Below are 23,074 nucleotides of genomic sequence, written 5' to 3'. Positions count from 1 at the left end.
CTCATTTCTGTTACAAGTATGGTGCATCCAGTTTCTTTTCTAACTTTTTCTGTCCCCAGCTAATTACAATTGTAATAATCCAATATACAATCGCTACCGCTAAGTAACTTTCCATATAACGATACGATTGTGCCGCTAACATTTTCGCTTGCGCTAAAATTTCAGCCACCCCAAGTGCAAAAGATAACGAAGATTCTTTTAACAATCCAACAAAATTATTTCCAAGTGACGGTACTGCAACACGAATAGCTTGTGGAAAGATAATCTGTCGCATAGCTTGCGCCTTTGTCATTCCAACTGATAAACAAGCATCCATTTGTCCTGATTCCACAGCATTTAATGAACCCCGAATAATTTCTGACAAATACGCTGCATTATTTAAACTGAGACCAATTAAAGTCGCTTGCATCGCTGTAAGTACTGTAAAGGTTGGGAATATTTGTGGCAATCCGAAATACAATACGAACAATTGAACTAATAAAGGTGTTCCTCTAAAGAAAGATATATATACTCTTGCAATAGAATATAGAAATTTCGTTTTGTTTTTCGTTATGATCGCCAAGCCTATCCCTATAACAAAAGAAATAATCATTGAAACTACAGTAATTCCTAAAGTTATGTATACATACTTAAATAATTGCGGAAAACTTTCTAAAAAATACGTTACATCAAACTTCACTCTATCCCCCCTCTCTAAATAAAAAACTCTTCTTACACATATAAGAAGAGTTGAATGTTAATCCATTTCCCCTCATCTTCCAAACGCTTCATACGTTTGCTGGAATTAGCACAGTACTTTTGTAGCCTGCTGCTGAGATTTCATCGGGCCAGTCCCTCCATCTCTCTCGATAAGAAAACTAATAAATTTTTCCATTTATTTAGTTGTTATTATGAAGAATACAGTTAATCACACATAATGTCAATATGAAAACTAAGAATTAAATTCAATACTTTTCCAAATAGCTTGTCCCTCACATTCACCTAGTCTTGAAATGTATCACTAATACTGGATAAACCGTACAGAAAAAGCCATGCTTCTATTGTTAATAGAAAGCATGGCTTTTTTATAGATTATTATTCTTATCGCATTTTATGTACTTCAGCAACTAACTTTCCGCCCTGAATGCCCATATAAAGCTTCACAGGTGCATCATTCGTGTTTTCAAACACTAAGTCTAAGTATGGATATGCAATTGTAGCATCTCTTCCTTGTGGAACGTAACCTACCGTTTTAGAATGTGTTGTTCTCTCTACCATTTTCAAACCAGCTTGATCTGCTGCATTGTATAATGTTGATGATGTTTGACAAACGCCACCGCCATATCCATCTACTAACTTACCATCTACAATTTCTTTTCCTAATTGATATCCTTTATCTGGCGTTGTATCACCAATTAATGCATTGAAAGAGAAACTGTCCCCTTTCGCTAATACAACTCCATTTATACTCGCTGCTGACAAACGAATATTTTCAATACGGCCACCTGTTGAGCCACCTAAATTCGTTTCATATCTACCAATTACCGTACCACTTCCTTGCGCATCACTTAATGTTGCAGTAGGCTTCTTCTCAACAATAGGTAATTGATAGGAAGAATCCCACATACCTACGTTTAATAATTTATCTACTAATTCTTTTTCCATTAATTCATAAGAAGGTTTCCCTTCTTGCCAACTTCCATCAGATCCTAGACGTGAAGGGACCATCTTTTTGTCAACATTTTTTCCAACTTCCCTAGCAACCTTCTCAACTGATTTTTTAAATTTCGCTTCATCTTCAAAATAACCTAGACTCGACAAATCTAACTTTTTTACTTCCGTACCTGTACGACCATCTACTAAACTAATAGAATCCTGTACTTCTGCTTTAGCCTCTACCGTGTGGCCACCAATATCACTTACTAATGCAACATCACTTACTTTTGTACCACAGCCACTCACTACAGCTACACATAAAACCCCAACTAATATACCCTTTACTTTACGGAACAATATACTCTCCCCTTTTCCCCAATACTACTTTTATGTATTATTTCATTTTTATGTATGTTTTGTTACAATCATTTTACAATATATTTATAAATTGTTACAAGTTATTTTTTACTCTATATAAATTACTCTTTTCTTTTCCAAATGTCTATACATATTTACATAAAAGTTTGAGTTTGATAGAATTGTAACCTTTACGTAACCTCTCCCCATTATCCAGTATATACCATAAAACGAACGAAATACAAATGTAAAAATCCATATTGGTATTTATAAAAAACATCCTGTGAACATAAATAGGTATTTGCCGTGCCACACTCCGCTTTTACACATACATTATGGTGAATTAACCTATTTTAAAGAAATGGAGGATGTTTTTATGTACCCCTACAATCCATACGATCCATATAACCAAACTGGTTATCAACCTCAATATGATTTACAAGCACAATACCAACAATATATAGATCCAGTAGAACAAGTTAATCCATATGATCAAACTCGACAATTCCAACTTCCAATCTCTTTTCCTGGTGCTGGAAACCGTCAGCTAGAAAGACGAGTAAATGAGCTTGAACAAAGAGTACGTCAATTAGAAAACACGGTTGAACGTCATACACGTAGATTAAACCGCTTAAACCAACGTTTACGTACAGTAGAAAACAGACTGAACATTCCATTTTCAGCATTAGAAGACGGATTTTAATTTCGGAAATAAAAAATATATGAAGGAAGGGGGCTTCCCCTTCCTTATATAAATTGACGAAAGTTTTTTCCATCTCTATACTGATAAGAGTTAATGAAATGAAACAAGGTGATAAATATGGATTTTGAAATAAATTATCTTTCCTTTTATGTTGTACAAGTAGAAGGAAAAGGTGAAGCTGTTGATAAACGCTACAAACATTTTCAAACATTAGACGCTGAAGAGTATGAAGATAGCTCCTTAAAAGAATTTTTGAATGGAGAATTATTAAAAATTTCAAAGAGAAAAGTAGAACGTCATGCGAAAACAGAGCAAGCTCCGACAAAGATCGGTCGCTTTATTGTAGAAGAAGGGCACGAACTTGATTCAAATCCTCATTACAACTTATTTAATCGCATCCGCTTTGCAGAAACGAAGGAAAACTTCAAAGATATGAGCGAACCTCTCGTTTATACATATCTTGACACAAGTGCTGTGCGCGGTGGTGTATTTTTAATTGCGCAAGCAAAACTACGCAAATACTTTGATGATCCATTCGTCTTCGTTATGAAATGTGACTTCGAGCCGAAAGTCGCTTCTATTTCCGATGAATCCACACTAATTCGTAACGTTGAGATGGCCATCACAACAAAAAATATGAAATCTATCCAATATCCGTACATGCCTGAAGAAGGTATGGTCGAAGTGGGCGAGCTAAAAATTCACCAAGCATCACACGCCCGTTACTTTGAAGACTTCTTAAAATTCGTCGAATACGAACGCTCTATGCCTGAAATTATGAAAACACAAGTAATGGACATGGTATACGACCAAATTGAAGATGTATTTGAAGAAGGTACGGAAGAACGCGAACAATTCGACCAAGCAATGGAAGTATGGGCTGCCAGTCCGAAACGCGAAATTATGGAACAATTTTCAACCGAAGAAGTAATGGAGGCTACCGCTCAAATCGTCGAGCATGCGCCTGAAGTGGAATTGAAGCTAAAAGCAGACCATATCTCTGTAAAGGCCCTACTTGCTGATTTCGGGGATCAAATACATATCGCAAAGGTAAATGACCGATACGTATTAATGATTGAGGCTGATACACTTACATTTGAGAAAGGCTTCTCTCCAATTGAGTTTCTGAAGCCAGACGAGTTGCAAGACGTAATTGAACGGATTGAGAATAAGCAGCAGTATTCTTATGACCCGAACGGGATTGAATAAATTCTTCCATTTAACTGTTTATACTGGGCGCTTTTAATAAGCGCTCTTTTATTTGGGGCATAGTTTTCATTTATATTAAAAACCGATTCTACTAAGAATCGGTTTTTCTGCTTTATAACAAAATATGTTTATTTTTGATTCAAGAAGACATTTGTTGCAGTATTAAGTATATCGCTTCCTTGTTGTACAAGCTCATTTCCATTAAAAGTATCTTCTTCAATATTTTTAGTGGACCGAGTTCTTTTAGTCACTATGTATGTTCTCAAAATTAAAGTTTCATTTCACTACCTCAAACTTATTGTACTCGTAAAAAGATAACTGAAAACGATATTCCGGATGCTCTCTCACCCAATCGTAAGCTTCTTCTAAAATATCCATTTTGTTTTGCAAGTCATTCAATTCACTACATTCGTTCCTTTTCTGTTTGCATAGCGGACAGAATCCATTCACTATTTCAATACTCGTCGCCCTAATCGTTTTACTTTCTAAATCAACTACTAAACGAAGAAGAAAAGAATGCTCTTCTTTTGTAGTCACCGTCATTTCAGCAATCCCATCCTCATTCCAAAAGACTCCGTTTAATTCCATCTGTACGTTGACGTCTTTAATATCTAAGTCTATCACTATCACACCCACCTTGTCTAAAACTCTTATCTTACTCTTCTATTTTTATCTTTAACACACCACGACTTAAAGAGATATTAAGCTTTTTCCACTTCTTCTTCTTTGCTATCAAAGGAAGTGTAATTACCGCTAATAGCGTGGTAAATATTATCCCAAAAACTAAAACTGTTACAATGTTAAAGATTGCTTCCATTCAACTTTACCCTCTTTCATTTCTATGGGCTCTAATTTTATGAATATATTAAAAATTTTCTTACCACACCTTAAATTTCAAAGTAGCACAACAAATCAATTCCTATTTATATGAATACTTTATTCATCCATCAATACAATGACAGTAAATTTATGTAGCTAGAAATAGAGAAAAATGTCATTTAACCTCTGCATTCTCCTCCATCTCAGCCAAATACCTAATCTGCCTTTCCGCTTTTCGAACCGCCGTACGAAAATGTTTTTTCAGAAGTTCTATTGTAGGTTCACTTATATAATATCTTTCCGTTATACTTTCCCACGTGTCACTACTTTCAAATGTACTCCAAACGAAAGGACGCTCTTTATTTTTTCTCATTTCTTTAAATACCCATTTTCGCATCTTTTTTTTCGCTTTTTCTGTTAGTTTTCCGTTCTCTACAAGTTCAAGTTCGCCATGTCTTTTATACCTTTTAGTAATATCTCTCTCGCTATATGCTTTAAGAAGTATGTTCGCTGTATTCTCAGCATCTGCTAAAGCTCGGTGCTGCTTCCCTTCCCATATTAAACCGAGCTGTTCTACTGCAGATTGTAAACTTGGTGTATGCTCAAACAATTCTTCATACGCTTGAAAAACAAATTTTTGTAAATCAATTCTTCTTTCTTTTTGCATACAAGGGCATTCTACACTATGTAACGTACAATCATGAGATAGAAATCGATAATCTTCTTTTCCCCATGTAACAAATATAGAATCTTCTCCGATAAACTGAATAAATTTTTCTATAATTTGCGGGAATTTCTCGACACCAATTAAATCTTTCTTTGTAATTCCCGTTAATTTTGTCGTATGACGAGTAAGTCGTGCCCCCGGTTTTACTAACTCCGAAAATTCTCCAATTACCTTCATTGTACTTGCTTCTATTTTTACAGCTCCGATATCAACTATCTCTGACGGATCTTCTGATTTATATGGCCTAAAATTTCTCTCTATATCAAACACAATAAAATGTGTAGCGTTTTCCAATTTATTTACCTCTTTCTACATTCCTTTTCACACACATACTTTATTTTCAGTATTTATTTATTCATACACTTTATGCATGTAATACTTCATCTAAAAAACGAAAATTCAATCTCATTATGCTATGTACATAGGAGGTTCTTCAATTAAAATGCAAAAAAAAAGAAGGGCAAGCCCTTCTTTCTTCCACAATTACTTCTTGTTAACGTTTGTAGCTTGAGGTCCACGGTTACCTTGTTCTACTTCGAAAGTAACTTCTTGACCTTCTTCTAAAGTTTTGAAGCCTTCGCCTTGGATAGCTGAGAAATGAACGAATACGTCTTCTCCGCCTTCAACTTCGATGAATCCGAAACCTTTTTCTGAGTTAAACCATTTTACTTTACCGTTTTGCATGTAAAAAATCCTCCTACAATGTACCTATATGTACATATTCATTTTCAACCACTTTACAAAAATAAGTCAGACATTAAAAAAACTGCAACTCTGAGGAGATTTAACATTGCTATCCTCCTCGGAAGTTACAGCTCATTTAAATCTCTATATTATTAAAAGTAAAATGGTTTAAATATAATATATCATATCAATATAATAAAAGCAAAGTTTTTTTCGCTATATGACTTTTTTCTTCCACTGCATCGCTTTTGATTCACCTGATCCAGCTACAACATAACCTTCTTTTTCGTTCACAATGCGCCAGCCATGCCCTTTAACTGAGTCACATACTGTAACAATTCCTTCTTCTAGAAGTACACGACAAACCGTACTAATCCCCGCCTTATTTTGCGTTGACGTTGTATATAGCACATGTTGATCTACACTTAAGTCTAAATAGCTACTTGCTTTCTGCTCACTTTGACATGTGTGCCAATATGTTTTTTCACTCTCAATACTTTCTTCTATTTTACAAAAAGAAATATTCCCGCTAATGCCTTTGCATGATCCACTGGCTGCTACTAAATAAGAGTTGTGTAACGTCAACGCTGAAATCATCTGATTCATTACTATTTTAATCCTCTTTAATTTACGTGTCTCCAAATTAAAGAGCCAAACACCACCATATTTAGCATGTATTTTCGTACCGATAAATAAGTAATGTTTATATAAAAACAACGATCGAATAGATGGTGCTCCGCCACCATATTCAAGAAATGGATGAATGGTTTCCCATGTCGAACCAAAATCATTCGAATGATACAACGTTTTATCTCCATGAGCAATGACAGTTCCTTCTATATTACTACATACATTCCAACTCGTTGCCTTTGTTGGAAAACGTTGAACCGTCCAATTCTCTCCACCATTCATACTACGAATAAAAATTCCTTCGTCACCTACACCATACACTACATTATCTTCGCTATGTAAATCCCTAATTCGTTTTTGAAAACCATTTAAAATTTGTTTCCATTCTCCGTCTTGTTCAATAAATAAACCATTATATGTAGTAGCTAACATAAGCTTCCCATCTCTTAACTTTGTAATAGCGGTCGCACTTAACATTGTCTCCACGTTGACACTCCCATTCTTAGAACTTCTCAGCAAATGCAATTGCAAAATTACTGCATTTTTCAACATCCTCTTCATCTTCTGGAGCTAGTTCGATTTTCAATCCTTCTTGTACAAGCTCTGCACCGCGTTCTACAAGCCTTTCTTCAAATATCGTTACCGCTTCACAAAACAGTTCATACGCCGTATCACCTGATCCAAATACCGCTACTTTCTTCCCTGATAAATCTATATTTTCTAAGTCCTCATGGAAATCTTCCGCTTCAAATGGCAATTCACCATCGCCCCACGTATAAGAGCCTAAAATGATTCCATCATAAGCTAATAATTCTTCAGCATCCATGCCTTCCATTTCTTGCAATACCACTTCATGATCAAAAGCATCTAAACTAACTTTAATTAAATCAGCAATACTCTCTGTATTTCCTGACATACTTGCATAAGCTATTAAAATTTTCGCCACTTTGGCATCCCCCTCTAACAATAAATGATTCTCATTCTCATTATATTAATAATGATAATCAATTTCAATTATATTTTTATTCTTTCTGTTTACTTCATAAAAAAAAGCACAGATGACTATACAATCATCTGTGCTTTTTTATTACTTTTTAAAAATACCAAACGGCTTTCCAACTGGTAAAACAACTTTTCCGAAGTGTGTGTTTAACACTGCTGCTGCTGAACCATAGAAAGATAATAATGAAATAAGAAGTTCAGAATATGCTGCTAAATTATGCATTGCATGCGGCATAACACCTAAAGTACTTAATGAAAGACCGATAAATAAGAAATCAATAAGGACGAAAATCATAAATAATACTTTATGTGTTTCCATTGCACCAATTGTCATAAAGATTGTGAAAATTAAATATCCGATAAAGGCTACACCAAGCTGTTTTGAATCTGCAGCTTGTGCTAATTTTTCGCCAAATACTCCAAGTTGAATTAACCAAGTCATTCCAACACCTAGCCAAAATAGACCGTATGCACCGAATGCTGTTGTACCGAATGTATTGTTATGCTTTGCATCGTGAATGCAAGCAAAGATTTGTGCAAATCCTCCTAAAAAGATTGCCCATGGTAATACTAGTGAAACGCCATCTGTTAAGCCTAACTTTTGAGATGATGCTACAAGTGTTACCATCGCTAATCCAAATAGACCAATTCCAGATGGATCTGCTGTTGTCATTTTCACATGATGTGTAGTTGTTTGATTGCTCATATAAACCTCCTGATTATAAACATACTCGAATACAATACTTAAATCAGAAGACTATGTCAATGTTTTTTTTTGTATGTTGTCAGACCTTATATTTTATAATGTTCTAATATACTTTCAACCACTTCATACGGTTTTATATTCACTTTTTCCAACTCATATATCGGCAACCATAACGGAATATAAATCCCTCTATCTTTCATTTCGAATTCTTCAGCTTTACCACTTCCAAAAACTCCACCTACAATATCGGCATTAAAATAATACTCCGTACCCTTATACTCCACCTTTGCAATTAGATGCTCCACTTTTATATGTACCCCTAATTCTTCAAAAATTTCTCGCTTTGTTGCTTCTTCAGGTGTTTCTCCTTCGTCAATTCCTTCACCTGGAAAAACATAGTACGTTTCACCTTCTCGAATACGTTTTATAAGAGCAATTTTCCCTTCCTGCACAATGATAGCCGCGCCGCGATTTCTTGTCATTTTATTACCTCAATACCGATCGCAACTGTTCCCCACTTTTGTTCTTGTTCTTTCGTATATATTTTGTATGTACTTTCTAACATTTCCTCTAAACTATCATTTTCACAATCCAATAATTTTTTATCAATTTGTTCGTACATTGCTTGAAAGTTTTTATATCGTTTTATCTCCGTTACTTTTACAGCCATCGTTGCTGCTGTCGTAAGGTTCGTAAATACAATATGATCGCCTTGTTTTATGAGTTGACGCTTTTTATCGTATAAGCGCACTTCATACACTTTTTTTCCTGATTGAATTGACTGAAAAGGTTTATTATATAATCCCATTTCATATCTCATACATTCCACTCCCATTTATTTATTTTACCTATTAACACTGGTCACCTTACTACACCTTGCATATAATATTCCACGCTTATTTCTTGATTAAGAAAGAAGGTTGAAGAATCATGTTATATTTAAATCAAAAACCTGAATATAGTAAGTATGATATCGGTGATTATACTTATAGTAAAGTAGGTCCAACTATTTTTTCTTGGAATGATGAAACGAAATTAAAAATAGGTAAGTTTTGTTCATTAGGAGAAGAAGTTGTTTTCATACTTGGCGGAGAACATCGCGCGGACTGGATAACGACTTATCCATTTAACGCTCTTTTCAGCGAAGGAGCCCATATTACTGGTCACCCCTCTTCAAAAGGTGATATTGTAGTCGGCAATGATGTATGGATTGGTTATCAATCCTGCATTTTATCTGGTGTTACGATTGGTAACGGTGCCATTATTGGCGCAAAGAGTGTTGTTACAAAGGATGTACCGCCATATGCAATTGTAGCTGGTAATCCTGCAAAATTTGTTCGATATCGTTTCCCACAAGAAACGATTGACAAACTAGAGAGTCTCGCATGGTGGGACTGGGACATTTCTGTTATAAAAGGAGCCATTCCATTACTACTCTCCAACAAAATCGACGAATTTTTCACCTCGCCCGAAAAAGAATCTACATGATTCATACAGAAAGAGCATCCTTCTCTTACAGGATGCTCTTTCTGCATTTATTTTCTCTTTATTTGCAAGTGATCACACGGAGAACATTGAAAAGGAATTTTCCCTAAACAATTAAGATTCGTTTCGCAAATTTGTTCTATCGTTGGAACAAATGGAATAACAACTATATTACTTTCTACTATTTGTATAACAGGTGGTAACACTGTGCCTACTTGATGTTCGAAGCGAATACTCGCTTGATTTATATAATTCCCCGAACCACTTGGGGCACTCTGAACTACTACTTGGAACGAAACTGTTCGTGCTTCACCTGGATTTAAATTCCCTATAAGAAATCCTGATACCGGGCTTACATTTGGTACTGGTGTATTATCAACCGTTACACTTCCAAGGACAAATCGAACACTACTATCTAACATATCTTGGAAACGAATATTTTGTATGACAGTATCACCCGTATTTGTAATAACTGTCGTAAACGTAATGACATCTCCAATCGTTGCTGCCTGTAAATCTGCTGTTTTTACGACTGTCGTTGAGACATTTTGAGAAATAAACGGGATAACAACTGTATTGCTATCACCTTCAACTAATACTGGCGGCTCATTCGGGTTTACAATTGCAAGCCCATTTGCTATAGCAGTATTTGTAACTAAATTATTTATTTGTCCTCCTGTTATTACAACTTGGAAATTAATAATGGCTGCATCATTTGGCTGAAAATCACCTAACGGGATACCAGTATTCGGATTGGCAAATGGAAGAGATACATCATTTACCGTTACCGTGCCATTTATAAATAACGTATTCGGATCAATGATATCTGTTAAAACAATATTCGTCACAGGAACTGTACTGTCATTTATAACGGCAATTCCGTAAGTGACAACATCTCCTACCATTGCTACTTCAAAGTTTGCTCCTTTTGCAACAAATAAGATTGCAGTATTTACCGTTACAATAACTGTATTGCTCGTGTCCATCACTGTAACTGGAGGCTCTCCTGGTACTAAAATATATTCTGCTAACGCTCCAGCAACGTTTACTACTGTTCCACCATCCGGAAAACTTGTAATCGTAGCTTTATATGTTACAAGTGCCGTCTCACCAACTGGAATATCTGGTATCGTAAATCCAATTTGCGGATTTACCCCCGGCTGCAGAACCCCATTTATCGTTACACTATTTGGAACGAAATCAGCTTCCTGAGATAGCACATCGATAAATTGAACATTCATTGCATCAGCAGTACCCGTATTTAATATACGAACCGTATACGTTACCGTTTCTCCTACGCCAACAATTGAATGGTCTACTTCTTTTAGCATATCTAAGCTACCTCTATTTACCGGCGTAACCGTCGTATTACTTGAATTTGTAATTGTAGACGGAGGTTCTCCTGGAATCAATTCGAAATCACCCGTTACTCTCGCTGTATTCATAATGCTACTAGAAGACGGAACCGAGATTACATTTACTTCAAATGTAATTAATACGCTATCCCCTACAGCAAGATCCGGTAATGAAAAGCCTACAAATGGATCTAATCCTACTTGCGGAATCCCATTTATTTGTACACTTCCAGGAACGAATTCTAAACTAGGTGACGGAACATCGATAAACTGAACATTCGTTGCTGTTACCGTTCCCGTATTTGTAACTTGCACACTATACGTTAACGTATCTCCTAAACGTGTCGCTTCTTTATTTACAGATTTTATAACACTAAATCGTCCTCTATTCACTCTAGTTATCGTCGTATTACTCGGCTCTGTTACTACAACTGGTGGTTCTCCTGGCACTAAAGTAAAGCTTCCTGTTATATTTGCAACGTTCGTAATTGTTCCTGATGACGGGATGTTTGTAACTGTCGCTTGAAACGTCACTATAACCGTTTCACCAACTGGTATATCTCCAACTCCAAATCCAGTAATCGGATTTAAGTTTGGTTGCGGGGCTCCATTTATCGTTACACTATTTGGTACAAATGACGTTCCTGCTGAAATGGTATCAATAAACTGAACATCATTAGCTGTTACTGTTCCTGTATTCGTTATTTGCACTGTATACGTCAATACATCTCCAACTAGAGTAGCGGCTCTATTTACTTGTTTAATAACATTAAAGCGTCCTCTATTTACAGTTGTGAGTGTTGTATTACTTGGCTGATTTACTATAACTGGTGGTTCTCCTGGTACTAATACAAAACTTCCAGTTACATTTGCCGTATTAGCAATTGTTCCGTTTGACGGAACACTAACAACAGTTATTTGGAATGTGACTTCTACACTTTCACCTGGATTTATATCTGGAAGCGGGAATCCATTATTCGGATTGAATCCAGGTTGTAACACACCGTCTATCGTTACACTGTTCGGCACGAATGCTATAGAGGAAGGTAGTACATCACTATATTGAATATTCGTTGCTGGCACTGTCCCTGTATTTTGAACTACTGTTGTATATGTGATTGTATCGCCTACTGCAACAACCGGCTGACTTACTGATTTTAAAACATTCAAACCAGGCTCATTGATTTCTGTTAATGTCGTATTACTTGTCGTCGTCTCCGTAATCGGTGGTTCTGTTTCACTTACAGCGAATGTAGCTGTAACGTCTACAAAGTTAACAATTGTACCACCTTCTGGTATGCTCGTTACCATCTCTTGATAGGTGACACGTACAAAATTATCTACAGGTATATCTGGAACTGTAAAACCGATGAAAGGATCTAATCCTGGTGCAGACACCCCGTTGATGCTCACACTTCCTGGTACAAATGCTACACCAGCAGAAGTCGTATCGATAAATTGAACATTGGTCGCTGGCACTGTTCCGAAATTAAATATCAATACATCATACGTTAAAATTTCTCCTACAGTGGCTACTTCTTTATCTACTAGTTTTAACGGAAAAATAGACGCTATATTAATTGTCGTAACGACTAAATTCGTTAATATCGTTTCTGTAATCGGTGGTTCCTGCGGATTTGGTTGTGAAGTAAATGTAACATCTGCATCATTTAAGATGACTTCATTATCTGGAATTTCCGTAATGGTCACTTGGAATGTGACCTCAATACTTCCACCAGCGATTAATAATGGCGTAACTGTAAATCCTATTTCTGGATTTAAACCAATTTGCTGCACTCCACCTATCGTTACACTACCTTCTACAAACGTTGTTCCTTCTGGTATGACATCTTGGAAGAACACATCTGTAACTGGTATAATTCCTACGTTTGAAATGAGCACGGTATACGTTAATACATCTCCAACCGCTCCAGCTGCAACGTCAACTGTTTTTGTTGCTGTTACTTCACCAGGAGGAGGTAATGGTATTGTAACTACCGTTGTATTACTTGAGTTCGTTGTTGTTACAGGTGGCTGTAAAGGATTTAATAAGAAAGTGGCTGTAGCAGATGCTGTATTTAATACTGCTCCACGTGTAGACGGTGCAACTACCGTAACTTGGAACGTTACTGTCACTGATGTTCCAGCTGCAATATTAGGAAGCGGAAAACCAACATTTGGGTCAAATCCTGGTTGTGGCGTTCCATTTATCGTTACACTATTTACTACAAATGTTGTTTCTGGAGCAATTGGATCAAGGAAAGAGACATTCGTTGCTGTTACTGTACCGTTATTTCGAATGACAACAGAATACGTGTAAATTTCTCCAAGTGCTGCTTGTTGTACAGAAGAAGATTTTTGTATATTTAACTGTGCTGTGTTTACTTGCGTCACTACAAAATTACTATTTGTAACAGTCGTTATTGGAGGGTTTGCTGGATTTATAAGAAAACTGGCAGTAACGTTCGATTGGTTTCTAACATTTCCACCGCTCGGAACACTCGTCACTGTAACTTGAAACGTAATCGTAGCCGTTTGCCCGACCGGAATATTTGGTACTGGGAAACCTGCCATAGGATTCGCACCTTGCTGAACGACTCCATTTATCGTCACACTATTTGCTACAAACGCAGTACCGGATGGAATTGGATCTTGAAAAATAATATTCGTTGCAGGAACAGTTCCTGTATTTTGAATAAGAATCGTATACGTTAACGTATCTCCTACACCGGCTTGTAGTGTATTTACACTCTTCATTACATTAAGTGACCCTATATTCACTCGCGTCACAACAATATTACTAATCGTTACAATTGTAATTGGTGGCTGGAGAGGACTTACTTGGAAATCAGCAGTTACATTCGCATTATTCGGAAGAACTCTATTTGGCGGTACACTCGTAATCGTTACTTGAAAAGTAACTGTTACCATCCCTCCTACTGGAATATTAGCAAGTGGAAACCCAGTTGTCGGGTTCAAACCTGGTTGAGGTGTCCCATTTATTGTTACACTATTCGCTACAAAAGTAGTTCCAACTGGAATTGGATCAAGGAATGATACATTTGTCGCTACTACTGTTCCACTATTTTGTATACGAACTGTATACGTTAACGTATCTCCTACACCGGCTTCAGTAGCACTTACACTTTTCATTACATTTAACCCTGAAGAATTCACGACTGTCATAACAGTATTACTTGGTTCTGTTACAGTAATCGGTGGCTCTGTTGGATTTACAAGGAAGTCTCCAGTTACATTCGCATTATTTACAACATTGTTTCCTTGAGGAATTTCATCAATTAACACTTCAAATGAAACAATTACATTCGCGCCAGTAGGCAAATCATTTAACGGGAATCCAAGTTCTGGATCTGCGCCTTCTTGTAAAATACCATTAACCAATACACTGTTTTCAATAAATAATGTCCCTTGTGGAATTGAATCTTGGAAAAATACATTCGTAGCTGGTACACTACCTGCATTTATGATTTCAATTGTATATACTAAAACATCCCCTACAGTTGCAACATCCGTATTTACTGATTTCACAACTTCAAAGTTACCTGATTGTACAGTTGTATTCACAATGTTACTCGGAACATTGATTGTTACGGGTGGTTCACTCGGATTCACTTGAAAACTTGCTGTTACATTTGCTTGATTTAAAATATCTTCATTTTCTGGATCCTGTACAATTACTACATCAAATGTAACTACGACTGTTTGAGCCGCAGGGATATTAGGAAGAGAAAATCCTGTATTCGGATTCAATCCACTTTGTGGTACTCCATTAATTGTTACAGAATTTGCAACAAATGAAACAGCGGAAGAAATAGCGTCTTGGAAAAATACATTTGTTAACGAAACGTTTCCTGTATTTTGAACGGCAATTGTGTACGTTAAAGTGTCCCCTACTGCCGCTTGCGTTGTATTTACTTCTTTTATTACATTTAAACCGCCTGTATTAACTTGTGTCACAACTGTATTCGTTTGTCTATTAATTGTTATCGGTGGCTGATTCGGAATAACGACGAAATTAGCAGATACATTTCCGCGATTCGCAATCGTACCTCCCGATGGTGTAGATGTAACTCGTACTTGAAATGTAACAGTCCTACTTCCGCCAGGAGATATATTTGCTACTGTAAACCCAGTAGCTGGATTGGCCCCAGGTTGCGAAACACCATCCACAGTTACACTATTTGTGATAAAAGTCGTTCCAATTGGGATCGGATCTTGAAAAACTACATTCGTTGCAAGTACATTTCCTATATTTTGAATTGTTACCGTATACGTAAGAACGTCGTTAACCGTTGCAAAAGCTTTATCCACTGTTTTTCTCGTTGTTATATCAGCTATATTAATTGTCGTAACTACAGTATTACTTGTCGCTTGCCCTGAAACTGGTTGTTGACCAGGCACTGGGGTAAAGGTAAATGTTGTACTCGCACGGTTCGGAATTGGGTTGACAAGAGGATTAGATGTTACTCGAACTTGAAATCGCACTACAGTCGTTTGCGAGGCATTAATACTTCCTAGATTAATACTACTTGCTGGATTTGCTCCTGGACGTGCTACTCCATTTACCGTAACGCTGTTTGCGACAAATGTTGTTCCTGCAGGAATACTATCAACAAAAATTACATTGTTTGCAGTAACGTTTCCATTATTCGTCACATTAACAGTGTACGTTAATACATCATTAAGCGTTGCCGTCTGTAAATCTACAGATTTTTGCATACTTATAGTTGCTTGATTCACTGTCGTTTGTACTGTATTCGAAGAAGACATACTAGTAATAAGTGGACTACCGACGAAAGGACGGAATTGATATGATACCATTGCACGATTTGGAATAGGATTTGGGTTCGGAAACGATGTTATTCGTACTTGAAATGTAACAATTCTTTGCGTATTATTTGGGATTGTACCTAAATTAATTCCAGTAGCAGGGTTCGCATTCGGCTGTGTTACCCCTCCTACCGTTACACTACCAGCAACAAACGTCGTTCCATTCGGAATACTATCACGTAATACAACGTTTTCTGCACTTCCTGTTCCTGTATTTGGAACCGTAATCGTATAGGTAAGAGTATCCCCTACCCCTGCGACTGTTCTATTAACCGATTTAACAGGATTAATAATCGGACCTGTTGCATCAATTTGAACACCAAAACCAGCTGCAGCATATCCATCCCCATTTGTCACGAAGCGAACAGTTGCTGACGTTTGGTTGTTTACTAAAGATGAGGAGGCATCTACATTCGTAATATCCCACCCTTGCCTTCGGACGGCCAAAGCTACTCCTAACGGCTGATTCAAATCTCCAAATGTACCGCTCGTATCTAAATTTCCACTGTCATTACAAATTTGTGACTGAAAGAAATTATTCGCGGGATTTCTCGGTCCAAATAAAGCAACTGTAGTATTCGCATTCGGTCCAAAACGAAGTTGATCTCCAGAAATGTTAGAATCACCTTCTTGTGCAGTTACAAGTACCCTTCCTGTTACAGCTCCTGTTGCGGGAGTTGCAAATCCTGAAATAGTGGCATCAACCGGTGGTGATGAAGCATCGATAATTTCTTGCCCTGCATATACTGACAAATTCCGAAGTGGTAAACTTGCATTTTGATACACAACCTCAAGCGTCCAGCCAGCTGAACGACTAATTGTTGGATCAGCTGAAGTTCTTGTAGCTGGCACGGCACCTGTTGTATATGTGCCCGCCCCACCTGCACTAACAAGATTCGTTACATTAGCAGAGCGTGCATAATAAAACTGATTCCCTACTGAACCTTGCTGCGCGGTAGCAGGATCTGGCGTAACAGAAAACGTCCCTGCTGGCGTTGTAAATGTAATGTTATCATTTAAAAATGGTAAAACATCTTCCGTATCAGTCCGGAAAGTTCCTGCCCAAACTAACTCTGCATACAAAATACTACTCCCTGCCGGAAGATTTAAAATTGCACTTGAAGAATTCAATCGCCAGTCATCCGTTGTACCTGCTGGGAACCCTGGTACTTGCAGCGCTGTATTTACCGTTGTAAAAACAGCAAGTGTACCAAAAATATTGCCTGGTGCAGGTGATGTAGGGCTAAGTCCCAGCGTATTCCCAGTAAACGTGACGGCACCAGGTACTGTTGTCGTAAAACGATTTATAAAAGGCACGCAATCATCTCATTTCAATTATAGTAAAAAGTGCTCTATACTATAAAATGTAGACAAACTATGCAATGTACGTTGTCCAACAAAATTCCGCACATATGAGAGGGGTTTATAAAACTATGCGCTACGTTATTATAACAGGAACTTCACAAGGTTTAGGTGAGGCTATTGCCACACAATTGTTAGAAAAAAATACAACTGTCATCTCTATTTCTAGAAGAGAAAATAAAGAGCTTACGAAACTCGCAGAACAATATAATAACAATTGTGTTTTCCACTCTCTAGATCTTCAAGATGTACATAATTTAGAAACGAACTTTAACGAAATCATTTCGTCTATTCAAGAAGACAGTGTATCTTCTATTCATTTAATTAATAATGCGGGTACAGTTGCTCCTATGAAGCCGATTGAAAAAGCTGAAAGCGAACAATTCATTACAAACGTTCACATTAATTTACTTGCTCCAATGATTCTTACATCTACTTTCATGAAATATACAAAAGACTGGAAAGTAGATAAACGCGTTATAAATATTTCATCTGGCGCAGGAAAAAATCCTTATTTCGGATGGGGCGCTTATTGTACGACGAAAGCTGGCGTAAATATGTTTACACAATGCGTTGCTACTGAAGAAGTGGAAAAGGAATATCCAGTAAAAATTGTCGCTTTTGCACCTGGTGTTGTTGACACTAATATGCAAGCACAAATTCGTGAAACAAATAAAGAAGACTTCACAAATTTAGATCGATTCATCGCATTAAAAGAAGAAGGAAAGCTATTATCACCTGAATACGTTGCAAAAGCTATTCGTAACTTACTAGAAACCGAAGACTTCCCTCAAGGCGAGGTTATTAGAATTGATGAATAACAAAAAGGCGTGCTATTTTAGCACGCCTTTTTGTTCTACTTCTCTAAAAATATAAGCACAGACTCCGCAATTTGTTCATAACCAATTTCTTGATAAATTTTATTCGATGTTGGATTTGCCAGGTCCGTATATAATGTCGTTGTTTTGTAACCTTCATCTAACATACGTTGACTAAGTGCCGCTACACAATTAGATGCGTATCCCTTTTTCCTTTCTTCTTTCGGCGTATATACGAAATTAACTGTTATATTATTTTTAGTTGGACGTGTTTTTGCTGCTACAGAAACAAGTTTTCCATCTACTTCTAGACCAAATAAACGATGATTAGTAATTAATGTATGTGCCGTTTGTTTTGCTTCCTCTTTCGTAGTAGGAAGATTCACATCTTCGCAAAATTGGTATATCCACTGTTTTATTAATGTTAGCTCATCACTATTTACTTCTCGAAAGACTCCATCTCCGTTCCACTTTTTCTTCACTTGTTTTAATTCATATATACCTTGCTCCATCGCAACAGTAGTTTTCTTATTTTCTAACACTGCAATCTCTTCGGCTAATCTCTGTACAATTTTCTTATTACCGATTAATCCAGGAACATTTGGATATACTTCCGCTAATTTTTTTGCAAGTTCCACGATGTCCTCTTCCGCCATTTCAGACGTAGCAACAATAATTTGTTTCTTCTCTTCTGTTTGAAGAAATACAACCGCAATTTCTTCTCCTTGTTTCGCTATCCCCATAAATATCGGTTGGTGGACCATTTGTAATACGCCTAATATGAGATTATTTTCTAGCTCATTCTTTTCTAGAAATGGTGTAACCTCTTCTTTAAAATTAACAATCTCTTCATATACATGCAATTGAATCATCGACAATCTCTTCTCTCTATTTATAGTTTTATTAAGGTATTGGCGATTAATTCACTAAATTCCTCTTTTACGATTCAATAATATTCGAAGCTAACGTATTCAAATTATTTTCAGCTTGTAAAATTCTCTGTTTTTCCTTTTCAAATACCTCTTCTTCTTGTCGAAATGACTCTTTTCGATTGTTAATCATGCGCTCCATTTCTTTTTTACTCGGCCCACCGTATACATTTCTTTTTTGTATAAAAGCTTCTGGCGATATAATTTCTTTCCACTCTTTTTCTAATAAAGTTATATTAAATTTTTCTTGTAAGTACATATTCACATCTTTCAAATGTAATTCATGAAGCTCCTTTTTCTGCTCCAATAACATATTTGCAATAGCACTCGCTGCATGATGCGCATGCCGAAATGGAATGTCATAGTTTTTTGTTAAAGCATCTGCGAAATCAGTTATCGTAATTGCATGTTTATAGGAACGATTTTTCAACGTTTCTTCCTCTACCTTCATCGTTCGAATAACTGCATTCATAATAGAAAAAACACGAATAGTCTTTTCAATCCCTTTATATAAGTAAGGCTGCAAGTCATCCTCTGTATCAACAATATCACCAAATGGTGTATTATGAATCATTTGAAATACTGTAAATGCTTCTCCTAAAGCGCTACTCGTAATTGCACGGGCGTGTTCAATGGAAACTGGATTTCGCTTTTGCGGCATAATACTACTAATTTGCACATATGGCTTCGCCACAGTAATACCATCATATTCTTTCGTCGCTAATAGTAAGAAGTCATGGATCCATCTGCTCGTATTCGTCATCATTACCATAAGTAAAGAGCTAACTTCTAATAAATAATCCGCTCCAGCAACAGCATCATATGAGTTTTCAATTACATTTGTAAACCCAAGTAACTCGGCAACTCGCTCTCGTTTAATTGGGAAACTTGTTGTAGCTAGCGCAGCGGCTCCCATTGGGGACTGATTTAAAAGTTTGTACGTTTTTTTCATGCGTTCTAAATCTCTCTGCATCGTATCATAAATCGCTAACGTATAATGACCAAATGTCGTTGGCTGCGCTGGTTGTGTATGGGTATAAGCTGGCATAATCGTTTCCTTATAATCAGCAGCAAGTTGCAATATACTCTCTTGCAATAACAAATGATGTTCCATTAATCGTAATACATACCGTCTTAAACTCATGCGATACATCGTTACACCCATATCATTTCTACTTCTACCAATATGCATATTACTTACAAAATTGCTTTTTGCTTCTTGAGAAATTAAATGTTCCACTAAAAAAAAGAGATCTTCATGCTGCTCTGTATAGAGCAATTGCTCTTCTGGCATTGCCTCTACCTTTTTTAACGCGTGTAATATAACTTTAGCTTCTTCCTTTTTCATTAAATTTTCTTCCATCAGCATCGTAATATGCGCTTTATGCACTTGAAACATATCTTTCAATAAGTAATTTCGTTGAAAATTAAATACATGTTGTAATACACAATCCACATATGTTTTCCCAGGGAAATCAGCGCCTTCACTCTTTATAAACTCTTCTTTACTTTGTTTCATCACCTTTTCCCCTTTCACCTAAGTATTACTACCCATCATACCCAGAGATAGCAAAAAAGTGCTTGTACACAAAAATAAACTCGGTGCTCTCTGCACCGAGTTTATTTAATAAAAGTCGCATTATACTTATCACTTTGCAACACTTGGAAATGCAAGTTTGCTAAATGTTTCCGTATTTCTGCACTGTCGTCCTCATTTAAATTATTTGCTAAAAACACTATTTCTGTACAGTTCCCCCGTTTATCCATCGCATAAACTGCTTTTGTAACTGTCCATGGCGTATAGCCGTTTTTTTGCCCTGCATGTCTAAATGTTTTACGGTATTTCTTAGCGCTCATATCTGTTTCAACGATGTTAGCCCATACTTTTTCTTCTGCTTCTGTCAGTCCACCCTTATGATTTGCCTTTTGAAGCAGTACCATATAATCGTTTGCAGAAGCAGCTGGCAATCGATCTGACCAAATTTTATCGTAACGTTCCTCTAAATAAAGAGGAATTTCCTTCTGTAATAATGGTCCCTTCTTTTTTAAGCGCTCATGAATAATCATCGCATATTGACGATATTGCTCTTGAGACATTTCTTTTAACTTTTTCTCTATTTTATATTTCGGAACGTGTAGTTCTTTATGCAAATATCCTGGAATGTATAAAGATGAAACGATTGGAAATAGCGGCTGATGTGCTGGAAGCGATAAACTTTGTAAATTCCGATTAATATTATCTAATCCTAACACTTCCATTAAATATTCAGCATTCGCATTCGAACTAAACTTAACCATTCCTTTTGCCACTTCTTCTAAAGAAATCGCTCCTTCAGTTATCTTACCTGTCTTCTCCAAATACCTTTGCCATCTATCTTGCGCACCACCATCTGTATTCGGTACATAATACCGATTCACATCATTTATGGAAACAAAACTAGACGAATCAATTTTGCCTTCCGTAACTTGTTTCGTAAATTCAAGCGCCACAATTAATTTCATTGTACTAGCAACTGGCAATACAACATTCGGATTTACAGAATAAACGACTTTATCATTTCTTTTTACTAGAAGCGCGCTATTTTTTTCATCTTTATGTTCTTCAATAAAGGATGCGATATACTGCGCATCATCATTATTCGAACTCCAAACTTTTTTCACTAAAAAATTACCCGATATTAGCAAAACGAAAATACCCACAATCACTGCGCATACTATAGTTTTTTTCAAGTAAAATTCCTCTCCTATTGTGTAGCTCTTCTCTATCTATCTCTTACAAACAAAATAATGGAGATGATTATTTTAGTAATCATCTCCATTATTTTAACTTGTATTCTCCCATTATGTCTACGTCATAATTTTAACGAAATCTTCGAGGAATTTTTTATAGTGTAACGACCAACCAATTCAAACCCAATTCTTTAAAGCTTTTGCATCAGGTTGAGGACGAAAATCAGCAATACTCTCTCCTTTTGCAATCCCTACTGTATCTACATCGACACGGCGGTATACATAGTCCAAAATAGAGGGATTTGCCGCAACCATCATTGTAACGACGTCATGTACTGGACTCCCTGTTATTTTTGGATTTAATTTTCTATAAGCTTTATAATAATACGTAAAAATCGGTTCAATTAATTTATTAAAACTCGTTTTAGAATGTTTCGTAATGTACTTTACCATCTCTGGCGTAATTATAGCTTCAGATGTAACATTAAGCGGCACCAATGTCACATTCTTGGCATTTTGCATTACTAATTGTGATGCAATAGGATCACCATGAAAATTCGCTTCTGCGACTGGTGTCACATTGCCAGGCATTAAAAAAGCACCGCCCATTATATAATATTCCTTCACATACTTCATCAATGTTTTTTCTAAAATAAATGCTGTCGCAAGTGTCGTTGACCTACCAGCATCAACTATAATTAATTCTCCTTTATATTTTTCAAGTATGTCAAAAAACTCACAAAAAGGCTTTATATTTGGAGAAAGATTTTTTGGCGGTCGAATTGGTCCTAAACCTTCCGCCCCATGAATTTCTGGATAATACGTTGTAATATCTCCAGATAAAGGGATTTTCGCACCATTAATAACAGGTATGTCTTCCCGCCCTGCCAGTTGCAATAAATATGCCGCATTACTTGTCGCCTTTTCTTGCGTTACATTTCCATATCCAGTTACTACACCAACAATATCAATATCAGGATGTAACAATCCATACATAATTGCCAAAGAGTCATCAATTCCCGGGTCTCCTAAAAACAATACTTTTTTCATCACCCTCAACTCCATCCCCTCA

At 36.5% G+C, this 23,074-nt stretch carries 20 protein-coding genes and 1 riboswitch; of the genes, 4 read left to right on the top strand and 16 right to left on the bottom strand.

Annotated elements, in window-relative coordinates:
- Positions 1–10 precede the first annotated feature (10 nt).
- Positions 11–679 (bottom strand): amino acid ABC transporter permease, encoded by a 669-nt coding sequence (locus QCI73_RS10235; protein WP_000667175.1) that lies wholly within the window; start codon positions 677–679, stop codon positions 11–13.
- A gap of 69 nt (positions 680–748) precedes the next feature.
- Positions 749–855, bottom strand: a riboswitch (SAM riboswitch).
- Between the two features lie 225 nt (positions 856–1,080).
- Positions 1,081–1,992: a VanW family protein gene (locus QCI73_RS10230; protein ID WP_327922805.1), complete on the bottom strand. Its 912-nt coding sequence runs from the start codon at positions 1,990–1,992 to the stop codon at positions 1,081–1,083.
- Positions 1,993–2,353: 361 nt separating this feature from the next.
- Here QCI73_RS10230 and QCI73_RS10225 point away from each other — a divergent pair, with 361 nt between their 5' ends.
- Positions 2,354–2,695, top strand: a complete 342-nt coding sequence (locus tag QCI73_RS10225) for a hypothetical protein (RefSeq protein WP_001997954.1) — start codon at positions 2,354–2,356, stop codon at positions 2,693–2,695.
- A 117-nt stretch (positions 2,696–2,812) separates the two neighbouring features.
- Complete coding sequence (locus QCI73_RS10220) at positions 2,813–3,904, top strand: DUF3900 domain-containing protein (RefSeq protein WP_000345047.1); 1,092 nt, start codon at positions 2,813–2,815, stop codon at positions 3,902–3,904.
- A gap of 276 nt (positions 3,905–4,180) precedes the next feature.
- On the opposite strand, the gene QCI73_RS10215 is transcribed toward QCI73_RS10220, so the two are convergent.
- From QCI73_RS10215 to QCI73_RS10175, 9 genes are all read right to left on the bottom strand, one after another.
- Complete coding sequence (locus tag QCI73_RS10215; RefSeq protein ID WP_262725524.1) at positions 4,181–4,528, bottom strand: hypothetical protein; 348 nt, start codon at positions 4,526–4,528, stop codon at positions 4,181–4,183.
- Between the two features lie 31 nt (positions 4,529–4,559).
- A complete protein-coding gene (locus QCI73_RS10210) occupies positions 4,560–4,721 on the bottom strand; it encodes a hypothetical protein (RefSeq protein WP_262725525.1) in 162 nt (53 codons plus the stop codon).
- Positions 4,722–4,898: 177 nt separating this feature from the next.
- Positions 4,899–5,744 carry an exonuclease gene (locus QCI73_RS10205; RefSeq protein ID WP_262725526.1) on the bottom strand — a complete coding sequence of 282 codons (846 nt, stop codon included), beginning with the start codon at positions 5,742–5,744 and terminating at the stop codon, positions 4,899–4,901.
- Positions 5,745–5,933: 189 nt separating this feature from the next.
- On the bottom strand, positions 5,934–6,134 hold the full coding sequence (gene cspB, locus QCI73_RS10200) for a cold shock-like protein CspB (protein WP_001179150.1): 201 nt from the start codon (positions 6,132–6,134) through the stop codon (positions 5,934–5,936).
- 216 nt (positions 6,135–6,350) lie between these two features.
- Entirely contained in the window at positions 6,351–7,250 is a 900-nt protein-coding gene (locus QCI73_RS10195) for a WD40/YVTN/BNR-like repeat-containing protein (RefSeq protein ID WP_262725527.1), read from the bottom strand.
- Positions 7,251–7,266: 16 nt separating this feature from the next.
- Complete coding sequence (locus tag QCI73_RS10190) at positions 7,267–7,710, bottom strand: flavodoxin (protein WP_001062763.1); 444 nt, start codon at positions 7,708–7,710, stop codon at positions 7,267–7,269.
- Between the two features lie 141 nt (positions 7,711–7,851).
- Positions 7,852–8,472 carry an acetate uptake transporter gene (locus QCI73_RS10185; protein WP_000070938.1) on the bottom strand — a complete coding sequence of 207 codons (621 nt, stop codon included), beginning with the start codon at positions 8,470–8,472 and terminating at the stop codon, positions 7,852–7,854.
- A gap of 86 nt (positions 8,473–8,558) precedes the next feature.
- Entirely contained in the window at positions 8,559–8,954 is a 396-nt protein-coding gene (locus QCI73_RS10180) for an NUDIX hydrolase (protein ID WP_327922802.1), read from the bottom strand.
- The gene (locus QCI73_RS10175) at positions 8,951–9,292 is read right to left on the bottom strand and encodes an ASCH domain-containing protein (protein ID WP_001268356.1); all 342 of its coding nucleotides are present in this window, start codon (positions 9,290–9,292) and stop codon (positions 8,951–8,953) included. The genes QCI73_RS10180 and QCI73_RS10175 overlap by 4 nt, the downstream gene beginning before the upstream one ends.
- Before the next feature lie 110 nt (positions 9,293–9,402).
- Between QCI73_RS10175 and QCI73_RS10170 the strand changes: the two genes are divergently transcribed.
- A complete protein-coding gene (locus tag QCI73_RS10170) occupies positions 9,403–9,960 on the top strand; it encodes a CatB-related O-acetyltransferase (RefSeq protein WP_262725530.1) in 558 nt (185 codons plus the stop codon).
- Positions 9,961–10,007: 47 nt separating this feature from the next.
- Here QCI73_RS10170 and QCI73_RS10165 read toward each other — a convergent pair whose 3' ends face one another.
- Positions 10,008–17,480: a DUF7507 domain-containing protein gene (locus tag QCI73_RS10165; protein ID WP_353822836.1), complete on the bottom strand. Its 7,473-nt coding sequence runs from the start codon at positions 17,478–17,480 to the stop codon at positions 10,008–10,010.
- Between the two features lie 116 nt (positions 17,481–17,596).
- On the opposite strand from QCI73_RS10165, the gene QCI73_RS10160 reads away from it, so the two are divergent.
- Entirely contained in the window at positions 17,597–18,346 is a 750-nt protein-coding gene (locus QCI73_RS10160) for a (S)-benzoin forming benzil reductase (protein WP_001271053.1), read from the top strand.
- Between the two features lie 35 nt (positions 18,347–18,381).
- Here QCI73_RS10160 and QCI73_RS10155 read toward each other — a convergent pair whose 3' ends face one another.
- The 4 genes from QCI73_RS10155 to QCI73_RS10140 all read right to left on the bottom strand — a co-directional run bounded on the left by QCI73_RS10155 (position 18,382) and on the right by QCI73_RS10140 (position 23,052).
- Positions 18,382–19,215 carry a GNAT family N-acetyltransferase gene (locus tag QCI73_RS10155; RefSeq protein ID WP_327922800.1) on the bottom strand — a complete coding sequence of 278 codons (834 nt, stop codon included), beginning with the start codon at positions 19,213–19,215 and terminating at the stop codon, positions 18,382–18,384.
- A gap of 67 nt (positions 19,216–19,282) precedes the next feature.
- Complete coding sequence (gene argH / locus QCI73_RS10150) at positions 19,283–20,791, bottom strand: argininosuccinate lyase (RefSeq protein WP_327922799.1); 1,509 nt, start codon at positions 20,789–20,791, stop codon at positions 19,283–19,285.
- 101 nt (positions 20,792–20,892) lie between these two features.
- Entirely contained in the window at positions 20,893–22,002 is a 1,110-nt protein-coding gene (locus tag QCI73_RS10145; RefSeq protein WP_327922798.1) for a serine hydrolase, read from the bottom strand.
- 177 nt (positions 22,003–22,179) lie between these two features.
- On the bottom strand, positions 22,180–23,052 hold the full coding sequence (locus tag QCI73_RS10140; protein ID WP_353822835.1) for a nucleoside hydrolase: 873 nt from the start codon (positions 23,050–23,052) through the stop codon (positions 22,180–22,182).
- Positions 23,053–23,074: the final 22 nt, after the last annotated feature.

This window comes from Bacillus cereus group sp. MG16, from assembly GCF_040459875.1.
Classification (GTDB): Bacteria; Bacillota; Bacilli; order Bacillales; family Bacillaceae_G; genus Bacillus_A; species Bacillus_A paranthracis.
This window is presented reverse-complemented; position numbering and strand designations above follow the sequence as displayed.